Annotated in this window: 21 protein-coding genes; 10 read left to right on the forward strand and 11 right to left on the reverse strand. The window is 61.0% G+C overall.

From position 1 onward, the window contains the following. Positions 1 to 4: 4 nt before the first annotated feature. The 6 genes from mce (at position 5) to AC1DNK_RS16095 (ending at position 5,215) form a co-directional block, all read left to right on the forward strand. Positions 5 to 409 carry a methylmalonyl-CoA epimerase gene (gene mce / locus AC1DNK_RS16070; protein WP_477942101.1) on the forward strand — a complete coding sequence of 135 codons (405 nt, stop codon included), beginning with the start codon at positions 5 to 7 and terminating at the stop codon, positions 407 to 409. Positions 410 to 490: 81 nt separating this feature from the next. Next, complete coding sequence (locus AC1DNK_RS16075; RefSeq protein ID WP_477942103.1) at positions 491 to 883, forward strand: hypothetical protein; 393 nt, start codon at positions 491 to 493, stop codon at positions 881 to 883. Positions 884 to 1,006: 123 nt separating this feature from the next. Continuing rightward, a complete protein-coding gene (locus AC1DNK_RS16080; RefSeq protein ID WP_477942105.1) occupies positions 1,007 to 1,288 on the forward strand; it encodes a DUF1467 family protein in 282 nt (93 codons plus the stop codon). Between the two features lie 584 nt (positions 1,289 to 1,872). After that, entirely contained in the window at positions 1,873 to 3,195 is a 1,323-nt protein-coding gene (gene proS / locus AC1DNK_RS16085; RefSeq protein ID WP_477942107.1) for a proline--tRNA ligase, read from the forward strand. Positions 3,196 to 3,208: 13 nt separating this feature from the next. Next, positions 3,209 to 4,516, forward strand: coding sequence for a lipoprotein-releasing ABC transporter permease subunit (locus AC1DNK_RS16090; protein WP_477942109.1), 1,308 nt, complete (start codon positions 3,209 to 3,211; stop codon positions 4,514 to 4,516). 15 nt (positions 4,517 to 4,531) lie between these two features. Continuing rightward, positions 4,532 to 5,215, forward strand: a complete 684-nt coding sequence (locus AC1DNK_RS16095; protein WP_477942111.1) for an ABC transporter ATP-binding protein — start codon at positions 4,532 to 4,534, stop codon at positions 5,213 to 5,215. Here the strand turns inward: AC1DNK_RS16095 and AC1DNK_RS16100 are convergent. Together AC1DNK_RS16100 and AC1DNK_RS16105 are read right to left on the reverse strand one after the other, a co-directional pair. Beyond that, on the reverse strand, positions 5,212 to 5,676 hold the full coding sequence (locus AC1DNK_RS16100) for a DUF5680 domain-containing protein (protein WP_477942113.1): 465 nt from the start codon (positions 5,674 to 5,676) through the stop codon (positions 5,212 to 5,214). The two genes, AC1DNK_RS16095 and AC1DNK_RS16100, sit on opposite strands and share 4 nt — an antisense overlap. A 67-nt stretch (positions 5,677 to 5,743) precedes the next feature. Continuing rightward, positions 5,744 to 6,319 (reverse strand): hypothetical protein, encoded by a 576-nt coding sequence (locus AC1DNK_RS16105; protein ID WP_477942115.1) that lies wholly within the window; start codon positions 6,317 to 6,319, stop codon positions 5,744 to 5,746. Positions 6,320 to 6,622: 303 nt separating this feature from the next. Here AC1DNK_RS16105 and dnaE point away from each other — a divergent pair, with 303 nt between their 5' ends. Then, positions 6,623 to 10,108, forward strand: a complete 3,486-nt coding sequence (gene dnaE, locus AC1DNK_RS16110) for a DNA polymerase III subunit alpha (RefSeq protein WP_477942117.1) — start codon at positions 6,623 to 6,625, stop codon at positions 10,106 to 10,108. Here the strand turns inward: dnaE and AC1DNK_RS16115 are convergent. Beyond that, entirely contained in the window at positions 10,105 to 11,343 is a 1,239-nt protein-coding gene (locus AC1DNK_RS16115) for a L,D-transpeptidase family protein (RefSeq protein ID WP_477942119.1), read from the reverse strand. The two genes, dnaE and AC1DNK_RS16115, sit on opposite strands and share 4 nt — an antisense overlap. Positions 11,344 to 11,516: 173 nt before the next feature. On the opposite strand from AC1DNK_RS16115, the gene AC1DNK_RS16120 reads away from it, so the two are divergent. After that, positions 11,517 to 13,250, forward strand: a complete 1,734-nt coding sequence (locus AC1DNK_RS16120; RefSeq protein ID WP_477942121.1) for a GNAT family N-acetyltransferase — start codon at positions 11,517 to 11,519, stop codon at positions 13,248 to 13,250. Here the strand turns inward: AC1DNK_RS16120 and AC1DNK_RS16125 are convergent. From AC1DNK_RS16125 to AC1DNK_RS16135, 3 genes are all read right to left on the reverse strand, one after another. Next, positions 13,247 to 14,542 (reverse strand): DNA polymerase IV, encoded by a 1,296-nt coding sequence (locus AC1DNK_RS16125; RefSeq protein ID WP_477942123.1) that lies wholly within the window; start codon positions 14,540 to 14,542, stop codon positions 13,247 to 13,249. The genes AC1DNK_RS16120 and AC1DNK_RS16125 overlap by 4 nt on opposite strands. 125 nt (positions 14,543 to 14,667) lie before the next feature. After that, positions 14,668 to 15,333 carry a hypothetical protein gene (locus AC1DNK_RS16130; protein ID WP_477942125.1) on the reverse strand — a complete coding sequence of 222 codons (666 nt, stop codon included), beginning with the start codon at positions 15,331 to 15,333 and terminating at the stop codon, positions 14,668 to 14,670. A gap of 2 nt (positions 15,334 to 15,335) precedes the next feature. Next, positions 15,336 to 15,644, reverse strand: coding sequence for a DUF3572 domain-containing protein (locus AC1DNK_RS16135; protein ID WP_477942127.1), 309 nt, complete (start codon positions 15,642 to 15,644; stop codon positions 15,336 to 15,338). Positions 15,645 to 15,779: 135 nt separating this feature from the next. Here AC1DNK_RS16135 and AC1DNK_RS16140 point away from each other — a divergent pair, with 135 nt between their 5' ends. After that, positions 15,780 to 16,151: a response regulator gene (locus AC1DNK_RS16140; RefSeq protein ID WP_003547430.1), complete on the forward strand. Its 372-nt coding sequence runs from the start codon at positions 15,780 to 15,782 to the stop codon at positions 16,149 to 16,151. Between the two features lie 18 nt (positions 16,152 to 16,169). Continuing rightward, positions 16,170 to 17,543, forward strand: a complete 1,374-nt coding sequence (locus tag AC1DNK_RS16145; protein ID WP_112516946.1) for a PleD family two-component system response regulator — start codon at positions 16,170 to 16,172, stop codon at positions 17,541 to 17,543. 761 nt (positions 17,544 to 18,304) lie between these two features. Here the strand turns inward: AC1DNK_RS16145 and rpmG are convergent. The 5 genes from rpmG to topA all read right to left on the reverse strand — a co-directional run bounded on the left by rpmG (position 18,305) and on the right by topA (position 25,560). Continuing rightward, positions 18,305 to 18,472 carry a 50S ribosomal protein L33 gene (gene rpmG, locus AC1DNK_RS16150; protein ID WP_003587245.1) on the reverse strand — a complete coding sequence of 56 codons (168 nt, stop codon included), beginning with the start codon at positions 18,470 to 18,472 and terminating at the stop codon, positions 18,305 to 18,307. Between the two features lie 93 nt (positions 18,473 to 18,565). Beyond that, complete coding sequence (locus tag AC1DNK_RS16155; protein ID WP_112517328.1) at positions 18,566 to 19,750, reverse strand: MFS transporter; 1,185 nt, start codon at positions 19,748 to 19,750, stop codon at positions 18,566 to 18,568. Between the two features lie 273 nt (positions 19,751 to 20,023). Further along, entirely contained in the window at positions 20,024 to 20,482 is a 459-nt protein-coding gene (locus tag AC1DNK_RS16160; protein ID WP_112389698.1) for a DUF983 domain-containing protein, read from the reverse strand. Positions 20,483 to 20,500: 18 nt separating this feature from the next. Next, positions 20,501 to 22,870 carry a ribonuclease R gene (gene rnr, locus AC1DNK_RS16165; RefSeq protein WP_477942130.1) on the reverse strand — a complete coding sequence of 790 codons (2,370 nt, stop codon included), beginning with the start codon at positions 22,868 to 22,870 and terminating at the stop codon, positions 20,501 to 20,503. A 2-nt stretch (positions 22,871 to 22,872) separates the two neighbouring features. Further along, positions 22,873 to 25,560 carry a type I DNA topoisomerase gene (gene topA, locus AC1DNK_RS16170; protein ID WP_477942132.1) on the reverse strand — a complete coding sequence of 896 codons (2,688 nt, stop codon included), beginning with the start codon at positions 25,558 to 25,560 and terminating at the stop codon, positions 22,873 to 22,875. Positions 25,561 to 25,670 lie beyond the last annotated feature (110 nt).

Genomic DNA, 25,670 nt, shown 5'->3' on the forward strand with positions numbered 1-25,670 from the left:
CCTTATGCTCGGCCGCGTCAATCACATCGCGCTTGCCGTCCCCGATCTCGCTGCGGCGAGCGCCAGCTATCGTGATACCCTGGGTGCCAGGGTATCACAGCCGCAGGCCCTGCCTGACCACGGCGTCACCGTCGTCTTCGTAGAGCTCGAGAACACCAAAGTCGAACTGCTGGAGCCGCTCGGCGATGCTTCGCCGATCGCAGCCTTCCTCGAAAAGAACCCTGCCGGCGGCATGCACCATATCTGCTACGAGGTGGCGGATATCATTGCTGCCCGTGATCAGTTGCTGACATCGGGGGCTAGGGTGCTGGGCAACGGCGAACCGAAAACCGGCGCCCATGGCAAACCAGTGTTGTTCTTGCACCCCAAGGATTTCTTCGGGACATTGATCGAGCTCGAGCAGGTCTGACCGCCACTCGAAGCACAACCCGATATTCATATTGAATATTTACCCAGGGTTGCTATTCCTCTCGAAGGTGGAGGAATGCAAATGTCGGTCAGATCAATAGGGATCGCCTGTGCTATTTGTCTAGCCGTGCCTCCTGGCGCCCATGCGCAAGCGGCGGTCGATGGAAATGCCCTTACCGCGAGGGCGAGACATCAGCTCGAATGCTCCGCAGTCTTTCGTCTTCTGGTCGAGGCCTATCCCAGAAACTGGCAAACCCGCCAGCGCGAGCGTATGTATGACGCATTCTTGGTGTTGAGCAGCGCAGGCGAACAAAATCTCGTGCGCGCAGGTCAGCCCAAGCCTGCCGCAGAGGCGATCGTGCAGGCCCGTGTCGATGAGCTGATCAGGCAATTGGAAGACGGCATGCCACCGGAACAGTTCAGCGCGGCCTTGAAGGACTGCACGAGACTCCATAGTGAGACGCTTCGCGATTGATCGGGCCCGCTGCGGCAGAGTGACCTATTCCCCAGCTGAGCGCGCGGCGTGATTTGAGCTTCGCGCCAATCCACTCTATAAGGCGCGGCGTTGCGATGGTCGTAACGCGATTTGGAACCCACCATGCTGCAGATTTTCCTACAGGGCTTCGCCGTCTATTTCATCGTCTGGTGGCTCACCCTTTTCGCCGTCCTGCCGATCGGTCTGCGCACCCAGGCGGATGATAACGAGATCGTGCTCGGCACGGTACCCAGCGCTCCGACGCGCTTCCGGGCGCTGTTCGTCTTCTCGACGACGACGGTGGTTTCGGCGATCGTCTACGGCGCTTGGTACTTCTCGTCGACCTACTTCGGTTGGGGGTTCGACGCCCTGCCGCAGATCGGCCCGGCCTTCAACATCGAGTAGGGCTTTTGCTCAATCTTTGAGCATATGCGTTACCTGGCGTAGAAACACCGTCATACGGCTGTCATCAAGATGATGCAAAGAGCTCACGCGGCGGCAGGGGCATCTGCCGCAACGTCAATTCTCTGATGTTCACGTTAGGGAAGGGGCTGAAAAACCAAAAAAAAACAAGGCTAAAAGCCTTGTTTTAAGTATCGCGTGATCCGTAACCGTTACCGGGGCTGCGACGAGCGCGCCTAAGATCTGATCCTCCCAAGACTTGACCGCGAGTTGGCAAGAATTTATCTCCTTGCCTGTTTTGTGAGCTGAAACTAGCTCAAAGAATGGGCTTTGTCACCAGCTTTTTTTGCATTTTTGCTACAGTCGGGTAAAAAATTTCTGTTGACAAGATTTTGATGCAAGCCCTTATAAACACGCGATTTTTTCTGCATTCGCGTTTTCCGGACGCCAACTTGCGTCTGCGGAAGGCTGCTTGCGTATCGCGCGGGTTTCTTTCCGGCTGCGAAGCAGATATGAACGCTGCCACTGTTAACGATTGCCGTCGATTCCGCGATTGATGTGGAATCCCAACTGCTCTGGAATCCGTCATGCGTCTGTCCCGCTACTTCCTGCCCATCCTGAAGGAAAACCCCAAGGAGGCGGAAATCGTCTCCCACCGGCTGATGCTGCGCGCCGGCATGATCCGCCAGCAGTCGCAGGGCATCTATTCCTGGCTGCCGCTCGGCAAGCGCGTCCTCGACAAGGTCAACAACATCATCCGCGAGGAGCAGAACCGCTCCGGCGCCATCGAGCTGTCGATGCCGACGTTGCAGTCTGCCGAGCTCTGGCAGGAAAGCGGCCGCTACGACGCCTATGGCAAGGAAATGCTGCGCATCAAGGACCGCCAGGACCGTCCGATGCTCTACGGCCCGACCAACGAAGAGATGGTCACCGACATCTTCCGGTCCTACGTCAAGTCCTACAAGGACCTGCCGCTGAACCTCTATCATATCCAGCTGAAGTTCCGTGACGAGATCCGTCCGCGCTTTGGCACCATGCGCTCGCGCGAGTTCATGATGAAGGATGCCTATTCCTTCGACCTGACGCGGGAAGGCGCGGAGCACTCCTATAAGAAGATGTTCGCCGCCTACCTGCGCACCTTCGATCGTCTCGGCCTGCGCGCCATTCCGATGCGTGCCGATACCGGCCCGATCGGCGGCGATCTCAGCCACGAATTCATCATCCTGGCCGAAACCGGCGAATCCGAAGTCTACAGCCACAAGGACTTCGTGAATTTCGACATCCCCTCTGTCGATACCGATTTCGACGATGTCGCCGGTTTGGATGCGATCTTCAAGAAGTGGACGTCGGTCTACGCCGCCACCTCGGAAATGCACGACGAAGCCGCCTTCGACGCCATCCCCGAGAGCGACAGGCTCTCTGCGCGCGGCATCGAAGTCGGTCATATCTTCTATTTCGGCACCAAATATTCCGACCCGATGGGCGCCAAGGTCCAGGGACCTGACGGCAAGGAACACAATGTTCACATGGGTTCTTACGGCATCGGCCCGACACGCCTTGTTCCCGCCATCATCGAAGCATCGCATGATGAGAACGGAATCATCTGGCCGGCCTCCGTCGCGCCGTTCGATGCGATCGTGATCAACATGAAGGCCGGCGATGCCGCTTGCGACAGCGCCTGCGAAAAGATCTATGCCGCGCTCTCCAAGGCCGGTAAGGACGTCCTTTATGACGATACTGACGATCGCGCCGGAACGAAGTTCGCGACGGCAGACCTGATCGGCGTTCCGGTTCAGATCATTGCCGGCCCGCGTGCGGTCGCGAACGGCGAAGTCGAAGTCAAGGACCGCAAGACGGGCGCCCGCGAAACGATGACGATCGACGCGGCGATCAACAAGCTCTTGGGCTGATATCGGAGGCGAAATGGCAGACGCAGCAGTGGACCAGCGGGGTTCCAAATCCGGTTTCGGTTCGGCGAGTAAGCCATTTTCCATCTTCGAACGCATGGTCGCCTGGCGCTATCTGCGCGCCCGGCGCAAGGAAGCGTTCATTTCGGTCATCGCCGGCTTCTCCTTCGTCGGCATCATGCTCGGCGTCGCGACGCTGATCATCGTCATGGCCGTCATGAACGGGTTCCGCACCGAGCTGATTTCGCGCATTCTCGGCATCAATGGCCACATGATCGTCCAGCCGGTCGATGCGCCGTTCACCGATTATGCCGCGCTGACGGAGAAATTCGCCGCTGTGCCCGGTATCCGCATGGCGCTGCCGCTGGTCGAGGGCCAGACGCTGGCGTCAGGCCAGGGGGGGGCGGGCAGCGGTGCGCTGGTGCGCGGTATTCGCTCAGAAGATCTGACCAAGCTGAAAACCGTCTCCGACAACATCAAGTCCGGCGATCTGGTCGGCTTCATGTCCGGGCAGGGCGTGTTGATCGGCTCCGGCATGGCCAACCAGTTGGGGCTGCAGGCAGGCGATACGATCACGCTGATTTCGCCGGAAGGCGATGTGACGCCGATGGGCGTCAATCCGCGCGTCAAGTCCTACACCATCTCAGGCATCTTCGAGATCGGCATGTCGGAATATGATTCCGCCATCATCTACATGCCGCTCGAGGAGGCGCAGCTCTATTTCAATTCGGAAGGGCTGGTGCAGTCGATCGAGCTCTTCGCCAACAATCCCGATGATATCGACAATCTGAGGCCGAAGGTGGAGGCTGCCGCTGGCCGCCAGATCGCCATCACCGACTGGCGCCAGCGCAACCAGACCTTCTTCTCCGCCCTTCAGGTCGAGCGCAATGTCATGTTCATGATCCTGACGCTGATCGTTCTGGTCGCGGCGTTGAACATCATCTCCGGCCTGATCATGCTGGTGAAGGACAAGGGCAGCGATATCGCCATCCTGCGCACCATGGGCGCCAGCTCCGGTGCGATCATGCGCATCTTCTTCATGACCGGCGCCGCAATCGGCATCGTCGGCACGCTGGCAGGCGTTCTGCTCGGCGTTGTCGTCTGCATCAATATCGAGTCGATCCGCCAGTTCTTCTCCTGGATTACCGGCACCATTCTCTTCAATCCGCAGCTCTATTTCCTCAGCCAGCTGCCGGCACAGATGAGCGTCAGCGAGACCACGTCCGTCGTGATCATGGCGCTGACGCTGTCCTTCCTTGCGACCATCTTCCCGGCCTGGCGCGCCTCGCGCCTCGATCCGGTGCAAGCGCTACGCTACGAATAAGGAATGCTGAACTCCATGAAACGCAATGTCGTTCTCAAGCTTTCCGGCGTCGAGCGTCACTACGGGCAGGGCGATACGGTGCTCTCGATCTTGAAGGGCGCGGATTTCACGCTGCACAGCGGCGAAATCGTCGCTCTCGTCGCACCGTCGGGTACCGGCAAGTCGACGCTGCTGCATCTGGCAGGTCTGCTGGAACATCCTGACGATGGCGAGGTCAGCATCAACGGCCATGCCTGCAACGGGCTCTCCGACGACAAGCGTACCGCGATCCGCCGCAGCGAGATCGGCTTCGTCTATCAGTTTCATCACCTGCTGCCGGAATTCTCGGCGCAGGAAAACATCATGATGCCGCAGATGATCTCAGGCCTGGCGCGCAAGGAAGCTGCCGTGCGCGCCCAGCAGCTCCTCGAATACATGCGCATCGGCCATCGCGGCGCCCATCGACCGGGCGAACTGTCCGGCGGCGAGCAGCAGCGAGTGGCGATTGCCCGCGCCGTTGCCAACGCGCCGAGCCTGCTTCTCGCCGACGAGCCGACCGGCAATCTCGATCCGGAAACGGCAAACTACGTCTTCGATGCGCTGGAAGCGCTGGTGCGCCAGTCGGGCCTCGCGGCCCTGATCGCCACGCATAACCACGAGCTTGCGCGCCGCATGGACCGCCGTGTGACGATCACCGACGGCAAGGTCGTCGAGTTCTAAAGGCGGATCAGGCCGCCGCGATAATCGAGCTCGTAAGCCCGCCGTTCCTCGACGACGATCATCTCCAGGCCGCGGAAATGCCCGCAATCGCCCTCGCTTCGGTCGATATACAGGCCGAATTCGTGGTCGTATTCCATGCCGCCGAGAAAGCGTTTTTCACCGCCATAAAGCGCCGAGAGCGCTGCCTTGATCACGGCCCCGGCGCGGCTACCGTCGATCAGCCGCGGCTCGATGATATGGCCGAAGTAGTTCATCGCCCAGACGGGCTCGCCGTTCAGCCAGACCGTCTCCTGGCCGGCGAAATCGGTGCCGCCGAAATAACTGTCGAGATAGCGCCATTCGCCGCGCTCATAGCCGATATCCTGCGATCCCGGCCGGCAGGCCGCGATCTTTGCCCCGCCGCCGACATAGGCCTGCGATTTTGCCTCGACGATGAAGTCGTTCAAGAGAGTGAGATACATGCCGCGCCTCCTGCGATATGTCTCGCAGACGCAACGATATTTGTAAAGAACAAAAAGAGAACAAGCGTCAGTTGCCGCAGATCGACTGGCCGGTTTCGTCCTTCCAGTCGGTGATGGCGATAACGCGGGGCTCCGATGTCTGATCCTTGCCCCCTTTCTGCAATTTACCCGTCAGCGCATTGTAGTCACAGGTGCCGCCCGCATCCGGGTCGAGCGTATCGTAATCGCTGTAGGTATAGCCGGCGACGACGAACTGGCCGTTGCGATAGGCGAGCGTCAGCGTCTGTTCCCAGCGGTCCCGGCCGATGGCGCTGTTTTGCGAATGGACGGCGATCGACGATTTTCCGGCGGCCTTGATCGATGGCTCCTGGCCGTAGATCCCGTCGATGGCCGTGCTGCCCCAGATCTTGCCGGGTGCGCTGGCCGCAAGCCGCAGCAGATCGTGGTCGTCGCGCAGATAGATGTAGATGCCGAGCTGATCGTCTTCGGCATCCGCCGCGGCCTCGGCAAGCACTGCCAGATCAGGCTTGCCGTCGCCGTTCCAGTCGCCCACGGCCGCATCGACGATGCGGGCGGGGCCAGCATCGGAGGCAACAGCGGCCTGGGCCGAAAGCAGGGCGGCGGTAAGGATGATCAGGCGCATGTTTCTCTCCGGTTCCGCGTTAACCAAACAGAAAACAATCCTGTTGACAACGGAACAATAGCGGAACAAACTAAAAACATAACGAGTAAAGGAGAGCCAAATGACTGACATGATCCGTGACGTCGCAGCATTCACCTCCATCGCAATGTTTGTTGCCAGCTTCTCTCTGATCCTGATGGCGATGTAATTTTTCAGGGGACCGCATGGCTGCCATGCGGTTCCGGGCAGGGACTTCTTCTGGACATCTCCACGGCCAGGACCGACAATGGCACCGATTCATACGGGCGATTGAAGGGACGTGTCATGGCGGATGCAGAGGGCGGATTTATCGGCGGGACGCCGGGTTTCGTTCATCTGCGCGTACACTCCGCCTATTCGCTGCTCGAGGGTGCGTTGCCGCTGAAGAAGATCCTCTACAAGGCTTCGGGCGACAGCCAGCCGGCGATTGCCATCACCGATACAAACAATCTCTTCGTCGCCCTCGAATTCGCCCAGAAGGCGATGGACGAGGGGCTGCAGCCGATCATCGGCTGCCAGATCTCCGTCGATATGGAAGATGGGCTGGAAGTTGAAAAGCGCGGCGGCCAGCAGATGATGGGCAAACTGCCCGCGATCGTCGTGCTGGCGGCAACGGCTGCCGGTTACGAGCGCCTCGTCGATCTGGTGAGCCGCGCCTATCTCGGCGGTGAAGACAATCAGGCGGTCCACGTCCGCGCCTCCTGGCTCGAGGAGGCCGGAACCGAGGGTCTGATCGCGCTCACCGGTTCGCTTGGCGGCCCCATCGATATGGCCCTGAAGCAGGGGCATATGGCGCCGGCGGTTTCGCGCCTGTGGCGTCTCAAGGCGTTGTTCGGCGACCGGCTCTATGTCGAGTTGCAGCGCCACGGCACCTATGACAAGCGCCACGAGCAGAAGATGATCGGCCTTGCCTACGAGCACGATCTGCCGCTGGTGGCGACCAACGAGGCCTTCTTCCCGGCGCGCGACGACTATGACGCGCATGACGCCCTGATGGCCGTGGCGCACAACGCCATCGTCTCCGACGACAGCCGCTTCCGGCTGACTCCGGATCACTATCTGAAGAGCCGGGCGGAAATGGCCAAGCTGTTTGCCGATCTGCCGGAGGCGCTGGAAAGCACGCTGGAGATCGCAAGGCGCTGCTCCTTCGTTCTGCAGACCCGCAAGCCGATCCTGCCGCGCTTTACCGGCGCCAGCGACGGCGCCGACGAAGCCGATCGCGCCGAATCCGGCGAATTGCGCCGCCAGGCCGTCGAAGGCCTCGATATGCGTCTGGCGACGCTCGGGATGTCGCCGGGCTACGAGGAGAAGGACTATCGCGACCGGCTAGAATTCGAGCTCAGCGTCATCGAGAAGATGAAGTTTCCCGGCTACTTCCTGATCGTTGCCGACTTCATCAAATGGGCCAAGCTGCAGGACATCCCGGTCGGCCCGGGCCGCGGTTCCGGTGCGGGCTCGCTGGTTGCCTACGCCCTGACGATTACCGACGTCGATCCGCTGCGCTTCTCGCTGCTGTTCGAACGCTTCCTCAATCCCGACCGCGTGTCGATGCCCGACTTCGATATCGACTTCTGCCAGGACCGCCGCGAAGAGGTGATCCGCTACGTGCAGAAGAAATACGGCCGCGAGCAGGTGGCGCAGATCATCACCTTCGGTTCGCTGCAGGCGCGTGCTGCACTGCGCGACGTCGGCCGTGTGCTCGAGATGCCCTATGGCCAGGTCGACAAGATCTGCAAGCTGGTGCCGAACAACCCGGCCAATCCGACGCCGCTGTCGAAGGCGATCGAGGAAGAGCCGAAGCTGCAGGAAGAGGCGGCCAAGGAACCTGTCGTCGCCCGTCTGCTCGACATCGCCCAGAAGATCGAAGGCCTCTACCGCCATGCCTCGACCCATGCCGCCGGTATCGTCATCGGCGACCGTCCGCTGTCGAAGCTGGTGCCGATGTATCGCGATCCGCGCTCAGACATGCCCGTCACCCAGTTCAACATGAAATGGGTGGAACAGGCCGGCCTGGTGAAGTTCGACTTCCTCGGCCTGAAGACGCTGACCGTTCTGAAGGTCGCCGTCGATTTCGTCGCCAAGCGCGGCATCAAGGTCGATCTGGCCTCGATCCCGCTCGATGACAAGAAGACCTACGAGATGCTGTCGCGCGGCGAAACGGTCGGCGTGTTCCAGGTGGAAAGTGCCGGCATGCGTAAGGCGCTGATCGGCATGAAACCCGACTGCATCGAGGACATCATCGCGCTAGTGGCGCTCTACCGCCCGGGCCCGATGGAAAACATCCCGACATACAATGCCCGCAAGCATGGCGAGGAAGAGGTCGAGTCGATCCATCCGACCATCGACTACCTGTTGAAGGAAACCCAGGGCGTTATCGTCTACCAGGAGCAGGTCATGCAGATCGCTCAGGTTCTCTCCGGCTACTCACTGGGTGAAGCTGACCTTCTGCGCCGCGCCATGGGTAAGAAGATCAAGGCCGAGATGGACCAGCAGCGCGAGCGCTTCGTCAGCGGCGCCGTCAAGAACGGCGTGTCGAAGCCGCAGGCCGACAACATCTTCGAACTGCTAGCCAAGTTTGCCAATTACGGCTTCAACAAGTCGCACGCCGCCGCTTACGCCATCGTCTCCTACCAGACGGCCTATATGAAGGCGCATTATCCGGTCGAGTTCCTCGCCGCCTCGATGACGCTCGATATGTCGAACACCGACAAGGTCAACGACTTCCGCCAGGATGCCAAGCGCCTGGGCATCGACGTGATCGCGCCCTCGGTCCAGACGTCGTTCCGGCATTTTGAAACCGGCGAGGAGCGGATCTATTACGCGCTGGCGGCGCTCAAGGGCGTCGGCGAAAACGCCGTTGAACACATTGTCTCGGTGCGCGGCGACAAGCCGTTTTCCAGTATCGAGGATTTCTGCCTGCGCATCGATCCGCGCCAGGTGAACCGCCGCGTGCTCGAAAGCCTGATCTATGCCGGCGCCTTCGACTGCTTCAATCTCGACCGGGCGCAGCTTTCGGCTGGTCTCGACCGCGTGCTCGGCTATGCGCAGCGCGCGCAGGAAAACAAGCTGAGCGGCCAGTCCGATATCTTCGGTGGCGCGCTGTCGTCGGGACCGGAAAAGATCGCCCTGCCGCCTTATTCGCCCTGGCTCGCCTCGGAGCGGCTGTTGAAGGAATTTCAGGTTCTCGGTTTCTATCTGACGGCACATCCGCTCGACAGTTACAACAGCCTGTTGGACAAGATGCGCGTGCAGACCTTTGCGGATTTCTCCGCGGCTGTCAGGCAGGGGGCCGCCAATGGCCGTCTGGCCGGTACCGTGATTTCCAAGCAGGAGCGCAAGACGCGCACCGGCAACAAGATGGGCATCATCGTCTTCTCGGATTCGTCGGGCCAATACGAAGCCGTGCTGTTTTCCGAGATGCTGAACCAATATCGGGATATACTGGAATCCGGAAAATCCTTCGTCATCACCGCCACCGGCGAAGAGCGCCCAGAAGGCATCGGGCTGCGGATCCAGACCATTCAGTCGCTGGAAGAAAAGTCGCTGCAGATGCAGAAGACGCTGCGCGTCTATGTCCGCGATTCCGGTCCGCTGAAGGCGGTTGCCGCCCATCTGAATGCCAAGGGGGAGGGTCTGGTGTCCTTCATCGTCATCAAGGAGGATGGCAAGCGCGAGGTCGAGGTGGCGCTGCAGCAGAAATACCGCATCACGCCTGAGATCGCCGCGGCGCTGCGCGCAGCACCCGGCATTGTCGATGTCGAGCTCGTCTAGCGCGTTACGGTGATGAAGTCGGTACCGGCGCCGGTCTCAGGGCCGAGGCCGGTATCGGAAATCGTCATCGTCGAACCGGCGGCCAGCATCATGTCCACCTTGCGTCTGGTGTCGTCGGGGATCTGGATCCGCGACAGCGCGTTGGTGATCGGGCTGCCCATGATGATCGAGCCTTCCTGCGTCTTGATGCCGAGGCGCTTCATCGTCTGTGACGGCAGGTTGTTGTCGAGCGTCAGGCCCAGCCAGTCTGCCGTGCCGTTTTGCTGATCCACCTTGTGCAGCGTGAAGAAATGCGTTCCGAGCGCTAGTTGCGGGTTCTCGATGGTAACGGGAGCCTCGAAGACAGGCTTGAAATCCTGGCGGATCATCAGCACGCCGTTCGGCGGCTCGCCTTTGCCTACCGCTGCGTAAACTTCCCTAAGGAGAGTATCGCTGGTGAGCGTTCGGTCGCCCTTGAACGCAGTGGGGCGCAAGGCCTTGAAAGCATTGATCGCCTGCACCGTCGAGGGGCCGAGCAAACCATCCGGATTGCCGGCATTGAAGCCCAGCTGATTGAGGAAGGTCTGGATGTCGATGATCGATTCCCGCTGGGCGCGGCGGGTGATCAGGATGCGGATCGGCTCGAGGTTTTCGGCGGGTGCGGCCGTTGGCGGCATCAGCGATGCAGACACCGTGTTCATGGCCAGCTGCACTGGCTCGCCATCGGTGCTGCCGATGGATGGGCGTAGCTGGACGTCGGAAAGCAGCAGCGCCGGTTCTGGCGCGTTCGGGCGGAACAGCGACGGGTGGTCGATCGGCTCGGGCACGACGGCCGCATTGCTGATGATAACAGGGACGCTGAGATCCGTCATCTTGTAGAGCTCTTTGGCGAAGGCGGCGGGCATGCGCACGCAGCCATGCGAGGCCGGATAGCGCGGCACCGAATTCGACTCGTGCAGCGCGATGCCGGACCATGTCAGCCGCTGCATCCATGGCATCGGTGCTGCCGAATAGAGATTGGACTCGTGATATTTCTTCTTCTCGAGCACCGAGAAGATGCCGCTCGGCGTCGTGTGGCCGGGCTTGCCGGTCGAGACTTTCGAGGCCGCCACGACCTCGGTGCCGTCATAGACCGCAAGCGACTGCTTGTCCTTGGAGACGATGATTTGCAGCGTCCTGGCATCCGCTGCCAGAGCAGGGTTCACCAGTGCGGTTGCCGACAGCAAGCCGAGGCCGAAAACAAAACGCGAGAACATGTTACCCAACCAATACGCAATACTCGAGGGGAACAATATTCAACGAAGTTTAAGGAAGGCTTGATCGCGAGCGTCCGGGGCGGCCGTCACGCACTCGTGATCAAGCGACCGCTTATTGTAGTGGGCGCGAATGTATGCAAATCTCGACGCCGTGGCGGTTGGGGAGCCCGGCTATGCACGTCGATATTGTGTCTGCGTTCGACGAACTCGAGAAATTGCAGGGCGACTGGGAGGCGGTCTATGACGCCGATCCGGAATCGAACTATTTCATGTCCTGGAACTGGATGCGGCGCTATCTGCAAACGCGCGCCAACTGGCATGTCCTGGCGGCAAAGCGCACGGAAGCGGATGAGCATTACATCGCATTCCTGCCACTGCAGATCCGCCTGGATTTCGAGCCGGGGAAGGGTTTCTTCAATGCCATCCATATGGCGGGCATGCCTTTCTCCGTTTACAGCGGCATTCTTTCACGCCCCGAATGGTCCGACGAGGCGATGGCGGCTTTCGCAGCCTGTCTGCAGACCTTCAATTGGCGCCGGTTCAATCTCGATGAGATCTATCTGTCCGACCAGCGTCTCTCCGCACTGATCGGCAGTTTCCCGCGCCAGGAATTCGTGCCGGCAAAGGTCATCCGGGCTGACCATATCACCGATGCCGGCGAGAGCATCGATCACGACGCCTATGTTTATATTCCGCTGGCGGATGACTTCGAGACATTCCTCAGTACCCGCCTCAGCTCCAAGGCTCGCCGCAACGCCCGGGTGGCCCTGCGCGATCTGGCGAGCGGCAAGCATGCACTGCGTGTCACCCATACGACCGCCGAGACATTCGAGCAGAATCTCGAGACCTTCTATGCGATGTGGAATGCGCAATGGGGTGTGCGTCAGCCGGATTATGCGGCCGGTATCATTGCCGGTTGCCGCAAGATGCTGCCCGGTTCGCTTGATGACGGATCGCTTCTGGTGCCTGTGCTTTGGGAGGGCGACAGGCCTGTCGCCATGCAGGTCCTCTATCTCGATCACAAGAAGAAGACGATGATCTGCTTCATCGGCAGCCGGGATAGCAACGCGGCCTCTCACAGCCCGGGCTTCACGCTGCATTGTTATTGCCTTCGCTGGGCAATCGAGAACGGCTACCGGAACTACGATTTCGGTACCGGAGATTTTGCCTACAAGTTCACTTTCGGCGGCGAACAGCAGCTGGTGGAGCGTCGCAGGGTGATGACGGTCTCCGAACGCAATATCGGCGATCGTCTCGACCCGCGCTCGCTGGACGCGGCCTGTTACCGCGCCGCGCAGATGGCAGCGAAAGGCGATATCGAAAATGCCAATCTCTGCTGCCGCCAGATCCTCGCCACCGATCCTTCTCATTCCCAGACGCTGGCGCTGGCTGAAAGCCTCGAAGCGGCACGGCGCCGGCCTGCTGCGGATGTCGAGCTGGAGGCGCTGATGCGCACCGCGATCGCCGATCACCGCGCTGGCGCCCTGGCGCGCGCCGAATCCGGCTATCGCCGCATCATCGAAGCGGTGCCTGGGCACTTTGCGGCCCTTCGTCAGCTGGCGCTCGTGCTGTTGCAGCAGGGCCGCCTCGATGCTGCAAAGTCGTCGATCCTTGAGGCGCTGGCCGCCGGGCCTGGCAATGCGGCGGCCCATTGCACCTGCGGCAATATCCTTGCCGCTCTGTCCGAGGATGATGCGGCCATCGTCAGCTATGAGCGCGCCATCGCCCTTTCGCCGTCCTATGCCGCGGCCTTTAACAATCGCGGCAATGTTCTGCGCCGGATGGGACGGTTGGAGGATGCGGCGGAAAGCTATTCGCGAGCCCTCGAACTGGCGCCCGATCACGCCCAGGCCGCGCTGAACAAGGCGGCCGTGCTGGCGCAGATCAACGCGATGGCCGTCGCCTAGCGGTCGCGCTTGCCGCTGCCGAACGTGTAACCGGTCTCGACGGTGTGCTTGCCGAATTTTTCGCGCAGCTTGTCCATCGCTGCTTCGGCGGCCGCGCGGCGGGTCGATTGCTCGTCGATCAGATCGGGCGGATCGGCGCGGCCGGGATCGCAAAGATCGGTGACGCCGATGCCGAGCAGCCGAAACTTAGTGCCGTCGGTCTCCCGTTCAAGCAGCTCAACGCCGGTGCGGAAGATCCGGTCGGCAAGCTGCGTCGGGTCTTCCAGCCGCCTGTTGCGCGTCCGTAGCTTGAAATCCGCAGTCTTCATCTTCAGCACGACGGTATGGCCGGCGATGTCATCCTTCTTCAGCCGCCAGGACACCTTCTCGGAGAGGTTCCGCAGGATCGGCACGAGATCCTCGTGACGGGAAATGTCTTCGAAGAAGGTGGTTTCCGACGAGACGCTTTTCGCTGCCTCGTTGAGATGCACCTCGCGATCGTCGATGCCGCGGGAGAGCCGCGCGAGGCGCTGGCCCATGCTGCCATAGCGGCGCATCAGGTCCGTCTCTTCCATCTGCTGCAGCTGACCGATCGTCCGGATGCCATCGGATTCGAGCGTGGCCGCGAATGCCTTGCCGACGCCCCAGATGGTCGTCACCGGGCGCGGCGCCAGGAACTCGACAGCCTCTTCACGCCCGATGACCGAAAAGCCGCGGGGCTTCTGCAGGTCGGAAGCAACCTTGGCGAGGAACTTGCAATAGGAAAGCCCGACCGACACGCTGATGCCGATCTCCTTCTCCACCCGCCGTACGAATTTCGCCAGCGTCCGGGCAGGGGGATCGTTGTGCAGGCGCTCGGTGCCGCCGAGTTCCAGGAAGGCTTCGTCGATCGATAGCGGCTGCACCAGCGGCGTCAGCTCCTGCATCATCGACCTGACCTCGCGGCCGACCCTGACATATTTCTCCATGTCGGGCCGGATGACGATCGCCTGCGGGCAGGCTTCCAGGGCCTTGAACATCGGCATGGCGGAGCGCACGCCATGAATGCGGGCGATATAGCAGGCGGTGGAAACCACGCCGCGCTTGCCGCCGCCGATGATCACCGGCTTGTCGGCGAGTTCGGGATTGTCGCGCTTTTCGACTGCCGCATAGAAGGCGTCGCAGTCGATATGCGCCAGCGTCAGGCCATAGAGCTCCTTGTGCCGGACAAGCCGCGGGCTTCCGCAGCTGACGCAACGGCGCGTCTCCGCCTTCTGCTCGGCAAGGCAGTCGCGACAGAAGCCGGGTGTCTTGTCAGGTGCAGCCAAAGTCATCACGGGAACAAATATTGAACATCGCGACATTACGCTCTAAGTTCTTGAGTCTCAAGACAGAGGAGCGCCGTGGCGTTGGATAACAAACGGCATTTTGGGGCCGTTGGATCGATGAAGACAGCGGATCAGCCGCGGCCATTGCCGCCGGAGGCGCCGAAGTGTTCGCCGATATGAACAGATGCCTCCTCCCAGCCCTTCACCCGGGCAATGCCTTCCATGGCCGAAGGGGCAAAGCGATGAATGTCCGACTCCGGCATCAGGTGCAGCAGCAGGCAATCCTCGACATGGTCATGGACGGAATGAAGGTTGCGCACCATGTCGTCGATGAACACGACAGGCACATCGCGGGTGCCGTGCAGCGCCTTGACGATCGGCCCCTTGGGCTGCAGCGAGGCGAGCAGCGGGTAATGCAGCTCGAAGCGGTCGAGCAACCTGCGGCGCTGGTCGCGATAGACGGGCGGCATGGCCGTCAGGAGCACGATGTCGGCAGTGCCGGAAAGGCGCGCCAGAGTTTCCTCTGCAAGCAGAAGCGGCGCCTGCCACTCTTCCTGCCGCTCGAAAAAGGTTTCGATCAGCCGGCTGACCGTGCCTTCGTCAGCCGCTGTCCCGTCCGGCGTTTCGATGTTTCCGTGCAGCTTGAACGATCGCGGCACCAGCCGGTAGCCCTCGCTCTCAAGAAAGCGTTCGAACGGCACGATGAATTGCAGCACGACGTCATCAACGTCGCAGACGATCAGCGGCCGGTCGGCGAGCCGCACATGCGATGTGTCGAGGTGCTCGATCTCTGCCACGGTCAATACTGCCCCGAATCGAGACCGGGCGACGCGAAATGCTGCCAGGCAGCCGTGAGCGCCTCGGGCGGCGTGCCGCTCGCCTGGCAAAAAGCCAGGGCCGTCGGCTCATGCTGCATGACGAAGTCGAGCATGCCGGAAAGGAAGGCCGTATCGTTGATCGCGTTGCGCACCTGGGCCGGTTCAATGCCGGTCAGCGCAAGAAAACGCGAAAACATGTCGGGTTCATTTGCAAGCCAGCCGAGTACGGCGATCGCCGTTTCATGCGGATCCCTGGCCAGTTGTTTAGAGGTCTTGAAGTTGCTTTGCATTTCGCTGGGTAAGTTACCTTTTTTTCAACCAAATACCGGTAGCTTGCCGCTATCGGTTTCGTCGAGCCGCGCGTTCGCAGGTCGCTTCTTGTCAGGCGGACATTTGCAGGGACGGAACATAGGAACGAGCTTGCCATGCCCAAACAGGTGATGATTGTAGAAGATAATGAGCTCAACATGAAGCTCTTTCGCGACCTGATCGAGGCCTCGGGATATACGACCATCCAGACCCGGAACGGCATGGAAGCGCTTGATCTTGCTCGAAAACACCGTCCGGACCTGATCCTCATGGACATCCAGCTGCCGGAGGTTTCCGGTCTCGAGGTGACCAAGTGGCTGAAAGAGGACGACGAACTGCATGTCATTCCCGTGATCGCGGTCACCGCATTCGCGATGAAGGGCGATGAGGAGCGAATCCGTCAGGGCGGCTGTGAGGCTTATGTGTCCAAGCCGATCTCGGTTCCCAAATTTATCGAAACGATCAAGACGTATCTCGGCGATGCTTAGTGCATCGGAAAGAAGCTCATGACTGCGCGCATTCTGGTTGTTGACGATATTCCGGCGAACGTGAAGCTGCTCGAAGCGCGGCTCGTCGCCGAGTATTTCGACGTGCTGACCGCTGCCGATGGCTATGAGGCGCTGGCGATCTGCGATCGCAACCAGGTTGATATCATTCTTCTCGATGTCATGATGCCGGGTCTCAACGGCTTCGAGGTCTGTGAGCGCCTGAAAGCCAATCCGAAGACCTCGCATATCCCCGTCGTCATGGTCACCGCGCTCGATCAGCCGGCCGACCGCGTGCGCGGGCTGAAGGCTGGCGCCGACGACTTTCTGACCAAGCCGGTCAACGACCTGCAGCTGATCTCGCGGGTCAAGAGCTTGCTGCGCCTGAAGACGCTGAGCGACGAACTGCGTATCCGCGCCGAAACGGCGCAGACCATGGGCATGGACGATCTGCTGCGGGCAGGCGAGGGACGGGCCGAGGACGCAGGCCAGATCCTGCTTGTCGATGGCCGCGCCAATTCGCAGGAACGGATCATCAAGACGCTGAAGCCGATCGCCGATGTCACGGCGATCTCCGATCCGCAGGCGGCTCTCTTCGAAGCGGCGGAAAATGCGTTCGAGCTGGTGATTGTAAACACCAATTTCGACGATTACGATCCGCTTCGGCTCTGCTCGCAGTTCCGTTCGCTGGAGCGCACACGCTTCCTCCCGATCCTGATCATCACCGAGCAGGGCGCCGACGACATGGTCATCCGGGCGCTGGATCTCGGCGTCAACGACTACATCATCCGTCCGCTCGATCCGAACGAGCTTGTTGCCCGCAGCCTGACGCAGATCCGCCGCAAGCGCTTCAACGACCGCCTGCGCGCCAGCGTCAAGCACACGATCGAGCTCGCGGTTACCGACGCACTCACTGGGCTGAATAACCGCCGCTATCTCGACAATCACCTGAACGTGCTCTTCAACCGCTCGATGGCGCGGGGCAAGCCGCTCTCGGTGCTGATCACCGACATCGATCGATTCAAGCAGGTCAACGATACCTACGGCCATGATGCCGGTGACGAAGTCCTGAAGGAATTCGCCAACCGCATCCGCTCGACCGTGCGCGGCGCCGATCTTGCCTGCCGCTATGGCGGCGAGGAATTCGTCGTCGTCATGCCCGATACTTCCCCGGAGGTCGCGGCAGCCGTGGCGGAGCGCCTGCGGGCGTCGATCGAAGACAATGGCTTCACGTTGAAATCGGCAGGTGAGGAGCTGAAGGTCACGGCCTCGTTCGGCATCGCTTCGCGCCAATCGAGCGTGTTGACGCCTGACCAGCTGATGAAGCAGGCCGATCTCGCGCTTTACGAAGCCAAGAACACCGGCCGCAACCGAGTCGTCGCCGCGGCGGCCTGACGATACCGGGCCTGTTTAGCGGGTGGTTTTCCCAGTTTTCCACCGGCAGCGGTGAAAGATTAACAAATTTTAATGATGTCGCTGCCATATCGCATGCTGTTTTTCAACTAAGACCCCAAAAATGGAGAGCCGATACAATCGTCCAATTTGAGGKGGATTTGTGTTCGTTTTCACGAATAGAATCGTTCTCAAAAGTCAGCGTCAAGCATAAATGGTTTTGCGCCAAGAGTTGTGGTGATGTTACTATTCGCGTGAGCGTAAATCGGCTACCTAACGTAACGGAAGTGCGCGATAATTGTACTGATATATATTTCCGGTGTTCTTCGATCGCGTTTTTCTTCATCAAGTAAAGAAACGTGATTCGTTCATTTCGCACCTGCCCCAAAATTGGACTTTTAACCATAGGGACAAGCTCACAAATCTAATCATTAAGAATTTGTTGATTTTCTTTCATTTTCGGGCAAATTATCGAGCCATAAGAAAAGCGCTCCCGAACATGGGATGCCGAGATACCCCATGATGCTCAGGTCCGCCGCATCTCCTGGGTCGTGGGGTCGGTCGGCTAGTTCGCAACTTTAAGCGGTTCCTCGTGCCGCGTTGCTTGCTGGCCGACCCCCTTTCGTAAAAACACCGCCCTTGCCGATAAACCGGTAGGGCGGTGTTTTTGTTTGCGCTAACATTTATCGTGACGGTAGACCGGAAAACGAAAAAGGCGCGCAGCCGTTGGGCGCGCGCCTTTTTCAAAACCCAGGGATCAGGAATTACTTGATCTTGGTTTCCTTGAACTCGACATGCTTCTTAGCAATCGGGTCGTACTTGGTCTTGGTCATCTTGTCCGTCATCGTACGGCTGTTCTTCGTCGTGACGTAGAAGAAGCCGGTGTCGGCCGTCGACAGCAGCTTGATCTTGATTGTGGTAGCCTTAGCCATGGTCTTCCTGCCTTTAATAAAATGAATGCCGTGGCAAGCCGGATGGGCTCCACGGCAAATTCTGGCGCGAAAATACGAATCTCGCCCGAAATGTCAACCTCGCTTTCGAATGAAAAGCAGTCTTATGCCTGAAAGCAGGGCATAAATGCCGAAGAAGCCGGCGATTGCCCAGGCAAATCCGTTATTGCCGGCAACGTCGATCGCCGCGCCGATCACCTGCGGACCGGCAACGGTGCCAACGGCGTAACAGAAGACGAAGGCGGCGTTGGCGGCGGCGAGGTCGGAGCCCGTCAGCCGCGAGCCGAGATGGTTGAGCCCGACCGTGTACAGGCCGGCCACACAGCCGCCCCAGAAGAGAAGGACGCCTGCCATGAGTACCCAGCTATGCACGAGCAGCGGCAGCATCAGCGAGCCGATACAGCCCATGAAAGCCATAGCCGCGAGCAGGGGGCGCTTGTCCTTCATCTTGTCGGACAGTAGGCCGACGGGAATCTGGAAGATCACGTTGCCGATGCCCATCACCGTCAGCAGCAGGGCGGCCTGCGATTCGGTAAAGGCGGCACGGGTGGCGTAGATCGGAAACAGCGAGAGGCCGCCGGCTTCCACCGCCCCGAAGATGAAGACGGCGGCGGTCGCCGTCGGCACCAGGAAGACGTAGCGCATGAAATGCAGTTCCGGCTTCTCTTCCAGCACCGGGCTTTCGTAGCGCGCGATGAAGATCGGGATCGCGGCAAGCAGGATGGCGACAGCGCCGACGGCAAAGGGAAGCACGCCGTCGCTGCCGAGGATCGAGAAGAGCAGGGGGCCGGCGGCAAAGCCAAGCGACAGCACTGTCGCGTAGATGCCGAGCACGAAGCCGCGTTTCGATCGCGGTGATGCGGCGTTGATCCAGAACTCGGACAGGATGAAGAGCGTTGTCGTCGCGCCATGAAAGGCGAAGCGCAACGGGAACCACATCCAGAAGTCCTGGGCGTAATAGAAGCCGATGGCGCTGAGTGCCGAGATCACCACGGCCCACAGCATGGTGGAGGCAACGCCGTATTTATGCGCCAGCTTCGTCGTGATCGGCGCGGCAGCCATGGCGGCAACGCCGGCCATCGCGGTGTTCAGTCCGATCAGCGTCGACGAAATACCGCGCTTCTCGAGGATGATGCTGAGCAGCGGAAGGCCAAGGCCGATCGCTATGCCGACGGCAGAGATCGACGAGACGGCGGCAACGAGCGACGGCCAATGGATTTCTTCAACATCGCCCGGCGTGCCGTTTCTCGGCTGAGACATATATCCATCCTTGAATGACTGAAACGAATCACCCGTCTCGTGCCACACAGAAGGGCACAGACATGCCAAATCCAGGTGACGGGCAGAGCTTTAAGGGAAGTCCGGCGCTGATGGCAAGAGATCGAATAGTCGAACATCAGATCAGTCAAGAAAACGCGCACCACTTTATTCGCCGGACAAAGACACAGGCAGGCAAAAAGCCCGCCACGCGCATGAGCGTTGCCCAATACAAGCGAATTATGTCTGGATGGTGAAGGTGCCTCGAAACGCGCCCTAGGGCTTGTCCCTGCCGGGAATCTCATAGACGTCGTGGTCGTCGCTATGACCGCCGAACCCGTGCAGCCGCAGCGCCCATTGCAGGCCGATGACGCCGCCCTTGATCGGCTGGATGATGAGGAGCGCCGAGAGCAGCGTCGCCGGCGCCCAGATGGCGAAGGTCAGCCACATCGGCAGCGGCCAGACGAGATCGGTCAGCATGTAGCCGCCGAGAATGACGTGGCCGATGACGAAGATCGTCAGATAGGGCGGCAGGTCGTCGGAACGGTGATGATGCATCGCCTCGCCGCAGGCGGCACAATTGTCCACCGGCTTCAGAAACGCCCGGAACAGCTTGCCGCTGCCGCAGTTCGGGCATTTGTTCAGCATGCCGCGGATGATCGAGCGCGTCAGCGGACGTTCGGCCGCGTCTGTGCCGCCGAATTGGACCGGGTGATCGGGTGCAGGCGTCGTCATCGCAGTCTTCCTCTGGCGTTAGCGCCGCCCGCGCGGCGGTCTCGTGCCTGCCTTCTTGCGGGCCTGCATGTTATCGCGGCGGCCGGACTTGTGGAACGAGCGCACCGCCGTCGGCATTGCCCGTCCTTCGCTGACCATCTCGAAGCGCAACGCGCCGGCCAGCGGAATGGCCTCGGCAAGCTTGACCGTGACGGTGTCGCCGAGACGGTAGCCGAGCCCGGTCCGCTCTCCCGACAGCGCCTGATGCGCTTCGTCGTAGATGAAATAGTCGCTGCCCAGTGTAGATATAGGGATGAAGCCGTCAGCTCCATACTCCGGCAGGGCGACAAATAGTCCTGACTTGGTCACGCCCGAAACCCGTCCCTCGAACTCCTCGCCGACGCGGCCGGCAAGATGGTGGGCGATCAGGCGGTCGACGGTCTCGCGTTCGGCAGCCATCGCCCGGCGCTCGAAGGTCGAGATTTCGGCGGCGATATCGTCGAGCGCGGCCTCTTCCTCGGGCGTGATCCCGCCCTCGCCGAAGCCCAGCGAGCCGACCAGGGCGCGATGGACGATCAAGTCGGCGTAGCGCCGGATCGGCGAGGTGAAATGTGCGTATTTCATCAGGTTCAGGCCGAAATGCCCGATATTCTCGGGGCTGTAGATCGCCTGGCTCTGCGAGCGCAGGACCATTTCGTTGACCATCGTCTGATGCGGCGTCCCATCGGCCTTCGCAAGGATACCGTTGAAATTGTTGGCGCGCATGTTGCCGCCCTTGGCGAGCGAGATGCCGAGCGTCGCCAGGAACTCGCGCAGGATCTCCTGCTTGGCAAGCGTCGGGCCGTCATGCACGCGATAGATCAGAACCTGCTTCTTCTTCTCCAGCGTCTCGGCAGCCGAAACGTTGGCCTGGATCATCATCTCTTCGATGAGCTTGTGTGCGTCGAGCCGCGGCGGGACGAAGACACGATCGACGGTGCCGTCATTCTTCAGCAGGATCTTGCGCTCGGGCATGTCGAGTTCGAGCGGCTGGCGCCGCTCGCGGCCGCGTGTCATCACCGCATAGGCGTTCCACAGCGGCTTCAGGATCGGCTCCAGCATCGGGCCGGTCTTGTCGTCAGGTTTGCCGTCGATGGCAGCCTGCGCCTGCTGGTAGGAGAGCTTCGCCGCGCTCTTCATCATGATCCGGTGGAAGGTATGGCCGATCTTGCGGCCTTCCTTCGAAAATACCATGCGCACGGCCAGCGCCGGCCGGTCGACGCCTTCGCGCAGCGAGCAAAGATCGTTGGAAATGCGCTCCGGCAGCATCGGCACGACGCGATCCGGGAAATAGACCGAATTGCCGCGTTTCAGCGCCTCGCGGTCGAGCTGCGATTTCGGCCGGACATAATAGGAGACGTCGGCGATCGCCACGGTAACGATGACGCCATCGGCATTGTCAGGCGAGGGGTCGGTCTCGGCATAAACGGCGTCGTCGTGATCCTTGGCATCGGCGGGGTCTATGGTGATCAGCGGAACGTCGCGCCAGTCCTCGCGATGCGACATCGAGGCAGGCTTGGCAGCCTCCGCCTCATCGATGACGGCCTGCGGGAAGAGATGCGGAATGCCCTGGGCGTGGATGGCGATCATCGAGATCGCCTTTTCCGACCCGACGGAACCAACGACCGAGAGCACCTTGGCGCGCGGCAGGCCGAAGCGGCCGAGCCTTGCGATCTCGACCTCGACCAGGTCGCCGTCCTTGGCGCCGCCGGTATATTCGGGGTCGATCACCATTTCCTCGCCGCGCCGCTCGATCGGCAGCAGGCGTCCGGCACCGCCGGGAGCGGTGCGGAACACGCCCATGCTGGCGCCGCGGCGCTTGTCGAGAACCTTGATGATGCGGGCGGTATAGGAGGGGCCGCCGCGATCGGCAGCCGGAAAGATTTTCGCGAGAACCCGGTCGCCCATGCCGGCAACGGGCGCTTTGCCCTTGCCCTGGCGTCCCGCAGGTGAGGACTGGCGGATGGCAACGGCAGGCGCGACGCCCTGATCATCGGGCCATTCTGCCGGGCGGCCTATCAGCTCGCCATCCTTGTCGCGCGTGGTGATGTCGAGAACGGTCACCGGCGGCAATGCGCCCGGGCGGATCAGCGACTTGCGGGTCTTCTGCAGCATTCCCTCTTGCTCGAGGTCACGCAGCAAGTGCTTGAGTTCGACGCGCGTATCGCCTTTCAGGCCGAACGCCTTGGCGATCTCGCGCTTCGATGCCTTCTGCGGATGGTCGGCGATGAAGCGCAGTATCACTTCGCGCGACGGCATGGCGCCGTGGGTGATATCCAATGCTGCAGGCGGGGCTTCGCTGCCCGCACGGCCAACCTTGCCCGGACGCTTGCCCGGGCCTCTTGTCTTCTCGCGCGGTATCTTGCTCACACTCAGCTCTTCTTCGCTTTGGCAGGCGCCTTGGTCTTCGCCGCTTTCGGTTTCGCGGCAGCCTTTGGTTTGGCTGCGGCCTTCGGCTTGGCGGCAGTCTTGGTTGCCTTGCCTTCGGCAGCGGCTGCCTTCGGCTTGGCCTTGCCCTTCGGAGCCGGCGCCTTGCCGGCCTTGGCGGTGATCAGCTCGACGGCTTCCTCGACGGTGATCGCCTGCGGATCCTTGCCCTTCGGCAGCGTCGCGTTGACCTTGCCCCAATTGACATAGGGGCCGTACTTGCCGTCGCGCACGGTGATCGCACCGCCGCCATCTGGATGCTCGCCGAGCTCCTTCAGCGCCGCCGGCGTTCCACGGCCGCGGCCGCCCGGCCCCTTGGCGGCCTTTTCGGCAATCACGGTGACGGCACGGTTGAGGCCGACGGAGAACACGTCCTCGACGGTTTCGAGGTTCGCGTAACCGCCATCATGCAGCAGGAACGGTCCATAGCGGCCGATGCCCGATGAGATCATCTTGCCGGTTTCCGGATGCTTGCCGATATCGCGCGGCAGCGAGATCAGTGCCATGGCCTTCTCGTAGTCGATATCTTCAGGCTTCCAGCCCTTCGGCAGCGAGGAGCGCTTCGCGTCCTTGCCATCGCCGCGTTGGATATAGGGCCCGAAACGGCCCGAGCGCAGCGTCAGCTCTTCGCCGGTCGTCGGGTCCGTGCCGAGGTTCTTCGGCTCGTTCAGCGCCGTGCCTTCGCCTTCCCCGTTGTTCTCCGAGGAGAGCTGGCGGGTGTAGTTGCATTCCGGATAGTTCGAGCAGCCGACGAAGGCGCCGTATTTGCCGAGCTTCAGCGACAGGTTACCGGTGCCGCAGACCTGGCAAATGCGCGGATCGCTGCCGTCCTCGCGCTTCGGAAACACCAGCGGCGCCAGCGATTCATTCAGCGAGTCGAGCACGTTGGTGACGCGCAGTTCCTTGGTGTCTTCGATCTGGGCGAAGAAATCCTTCCAGAAGTCGCGCAGAACCTGCTTCCAGTTCAGCTCACCTGCCGAGATGCGGTCGAGCTTTTCTTCGAGATCGGCCGTGAAATCGTATTCGACATATTTGGTGAAGAAGCTTTCGAGGAAGGCCGTCACCAGCCGTCCCTTCGAATGCGGGATCAGCTTGCGCTTGTCGATCGTCACATATTCGCGGTCGCGAAGCGTGGCGAGCGTCGCGGCATAGGTGGACGGACGGCCGATGCCGAGCTCTTCCATCTTCTTGATCAGCGAGGCTTCGGAATAGCGCGGCGGCGGTTCGGTGAAGTGCTGCGTCGAATTGATCTTCTGCTTCGCGAGGTTCTCGCGGGCATTGATCTCGGGCAGGCGGCCATCTTCGTCGTCGTTGTCGTCGCTCTGCTCGCCGTCTTCCTTCTGGTCCGTATAGGCGGCAATGAAGCCGTCGAAACGGATCACCGAGCCGACGGCGCGAAGACCGGCCTTTTCGCCGCCCTTGTCGGCGGTGATCTCCGCGGTCGTCCGCTCGATCTCGGCCGAGGCCATCTGGCTGGCGATGCCGCGCTTCCAGATCAGGTCGTAAAGACGGATCTGGTCGGCATCCAGGTACTTGCGCACCTCGTCAGGCGTGCGGTTGAAATCGGTGGGGCGGATTGCTTCGTGAGCTTCCTGGGCGTTCTTCGCCTTGGTGGAATAGAGGCGGGCCTTCTCGGGAACGTAACGGCTGCCGAACTGATCGACGATGGCGCTGCGCGCCGCATCGATCGCTTCAGGCGCCATCTGCACGCCGTCGGTACGCATATAGGTAATGAGACCGACGGTCTCGCCGCCGATGTCGACGCCTTCATAGAGCTTCTGCGCTACCTGCATGGTGCGCGATGCCGAGAAGCCGAGCTTCGAGGAGGCAGCCTGCTGCAGCGTCGACGTCGTGAACGGCGGCGACGGGTTGCGCTTGACGGGCTTCGCCTCGACGCTGTCGACGACATACGAAGCGCCGTCGAGCAATGCCTTCAGCTTTCCGGCTTCCTCGCCGTTGCCGATGGCGCGCGGCTGCAACCGCTTGCCATTGGCCGCAACCAGCTTGGCTTCGAACTCATCGCCGCGTAGCGTCTTCAAGAGCGCCGAGATGTTCCAGTATTCTTCCGAAATGAAGCGCTCAATCTCGGATTCACGGTCGCAGACGAGGCGCAAAGCCACCGACTGCACGCGTCCGGCCGAACGGGCGCCCGGCAGCTTGCGCCACAGAACCGGCGACAGGTTGAAGCCGACGAGATAATCGAGAGCACGGCGCGCCAGATAGGCGTCGACCAGCGGCACGTCGATATCGCGCGGATCGGCCATCGCGTCGAGCACGGCCTTCTTGGTGATGGCGTTGAAGACCACGCGCTTGACGGTCTTGCCGCCGAGCACCTTCTTCTTGTTGAGCATGTCGAGGACATGCCAGGAAATCGCTTCGCCTTCGCGATCAGGGTCGGTTGCCAGGAACAGGCCGTCGGAGGATTTCACCGCATCGGCAATATCCTTCATACGCTTGGCCGAGGCCCCATCGACCTCCCAAAGCATTTCGAAGTCCTGATCGGGCAGAACCGATCCGTCCTTTGCAGGCAGATCGCGAACGTGACCGAAGGAGGCGAGCACCTTGTATCCAGGACCCAGATACTTGTTGATCGTCTTTGCCTTCGCAGGCGATTCTACCACGACTACATTCATGATGATTCTCTAAAAACTGCCGCGTCCGGCGGGAGGATGAGCGCAATACTTGCCGCTTGCAGATTGCCGGTTCTCCGACATGGACAGGGAAATCGCTTCGGTCAAGGGGT

This window comes from Rhizobium sp. 01N424, from assembly GCF_056399485.1.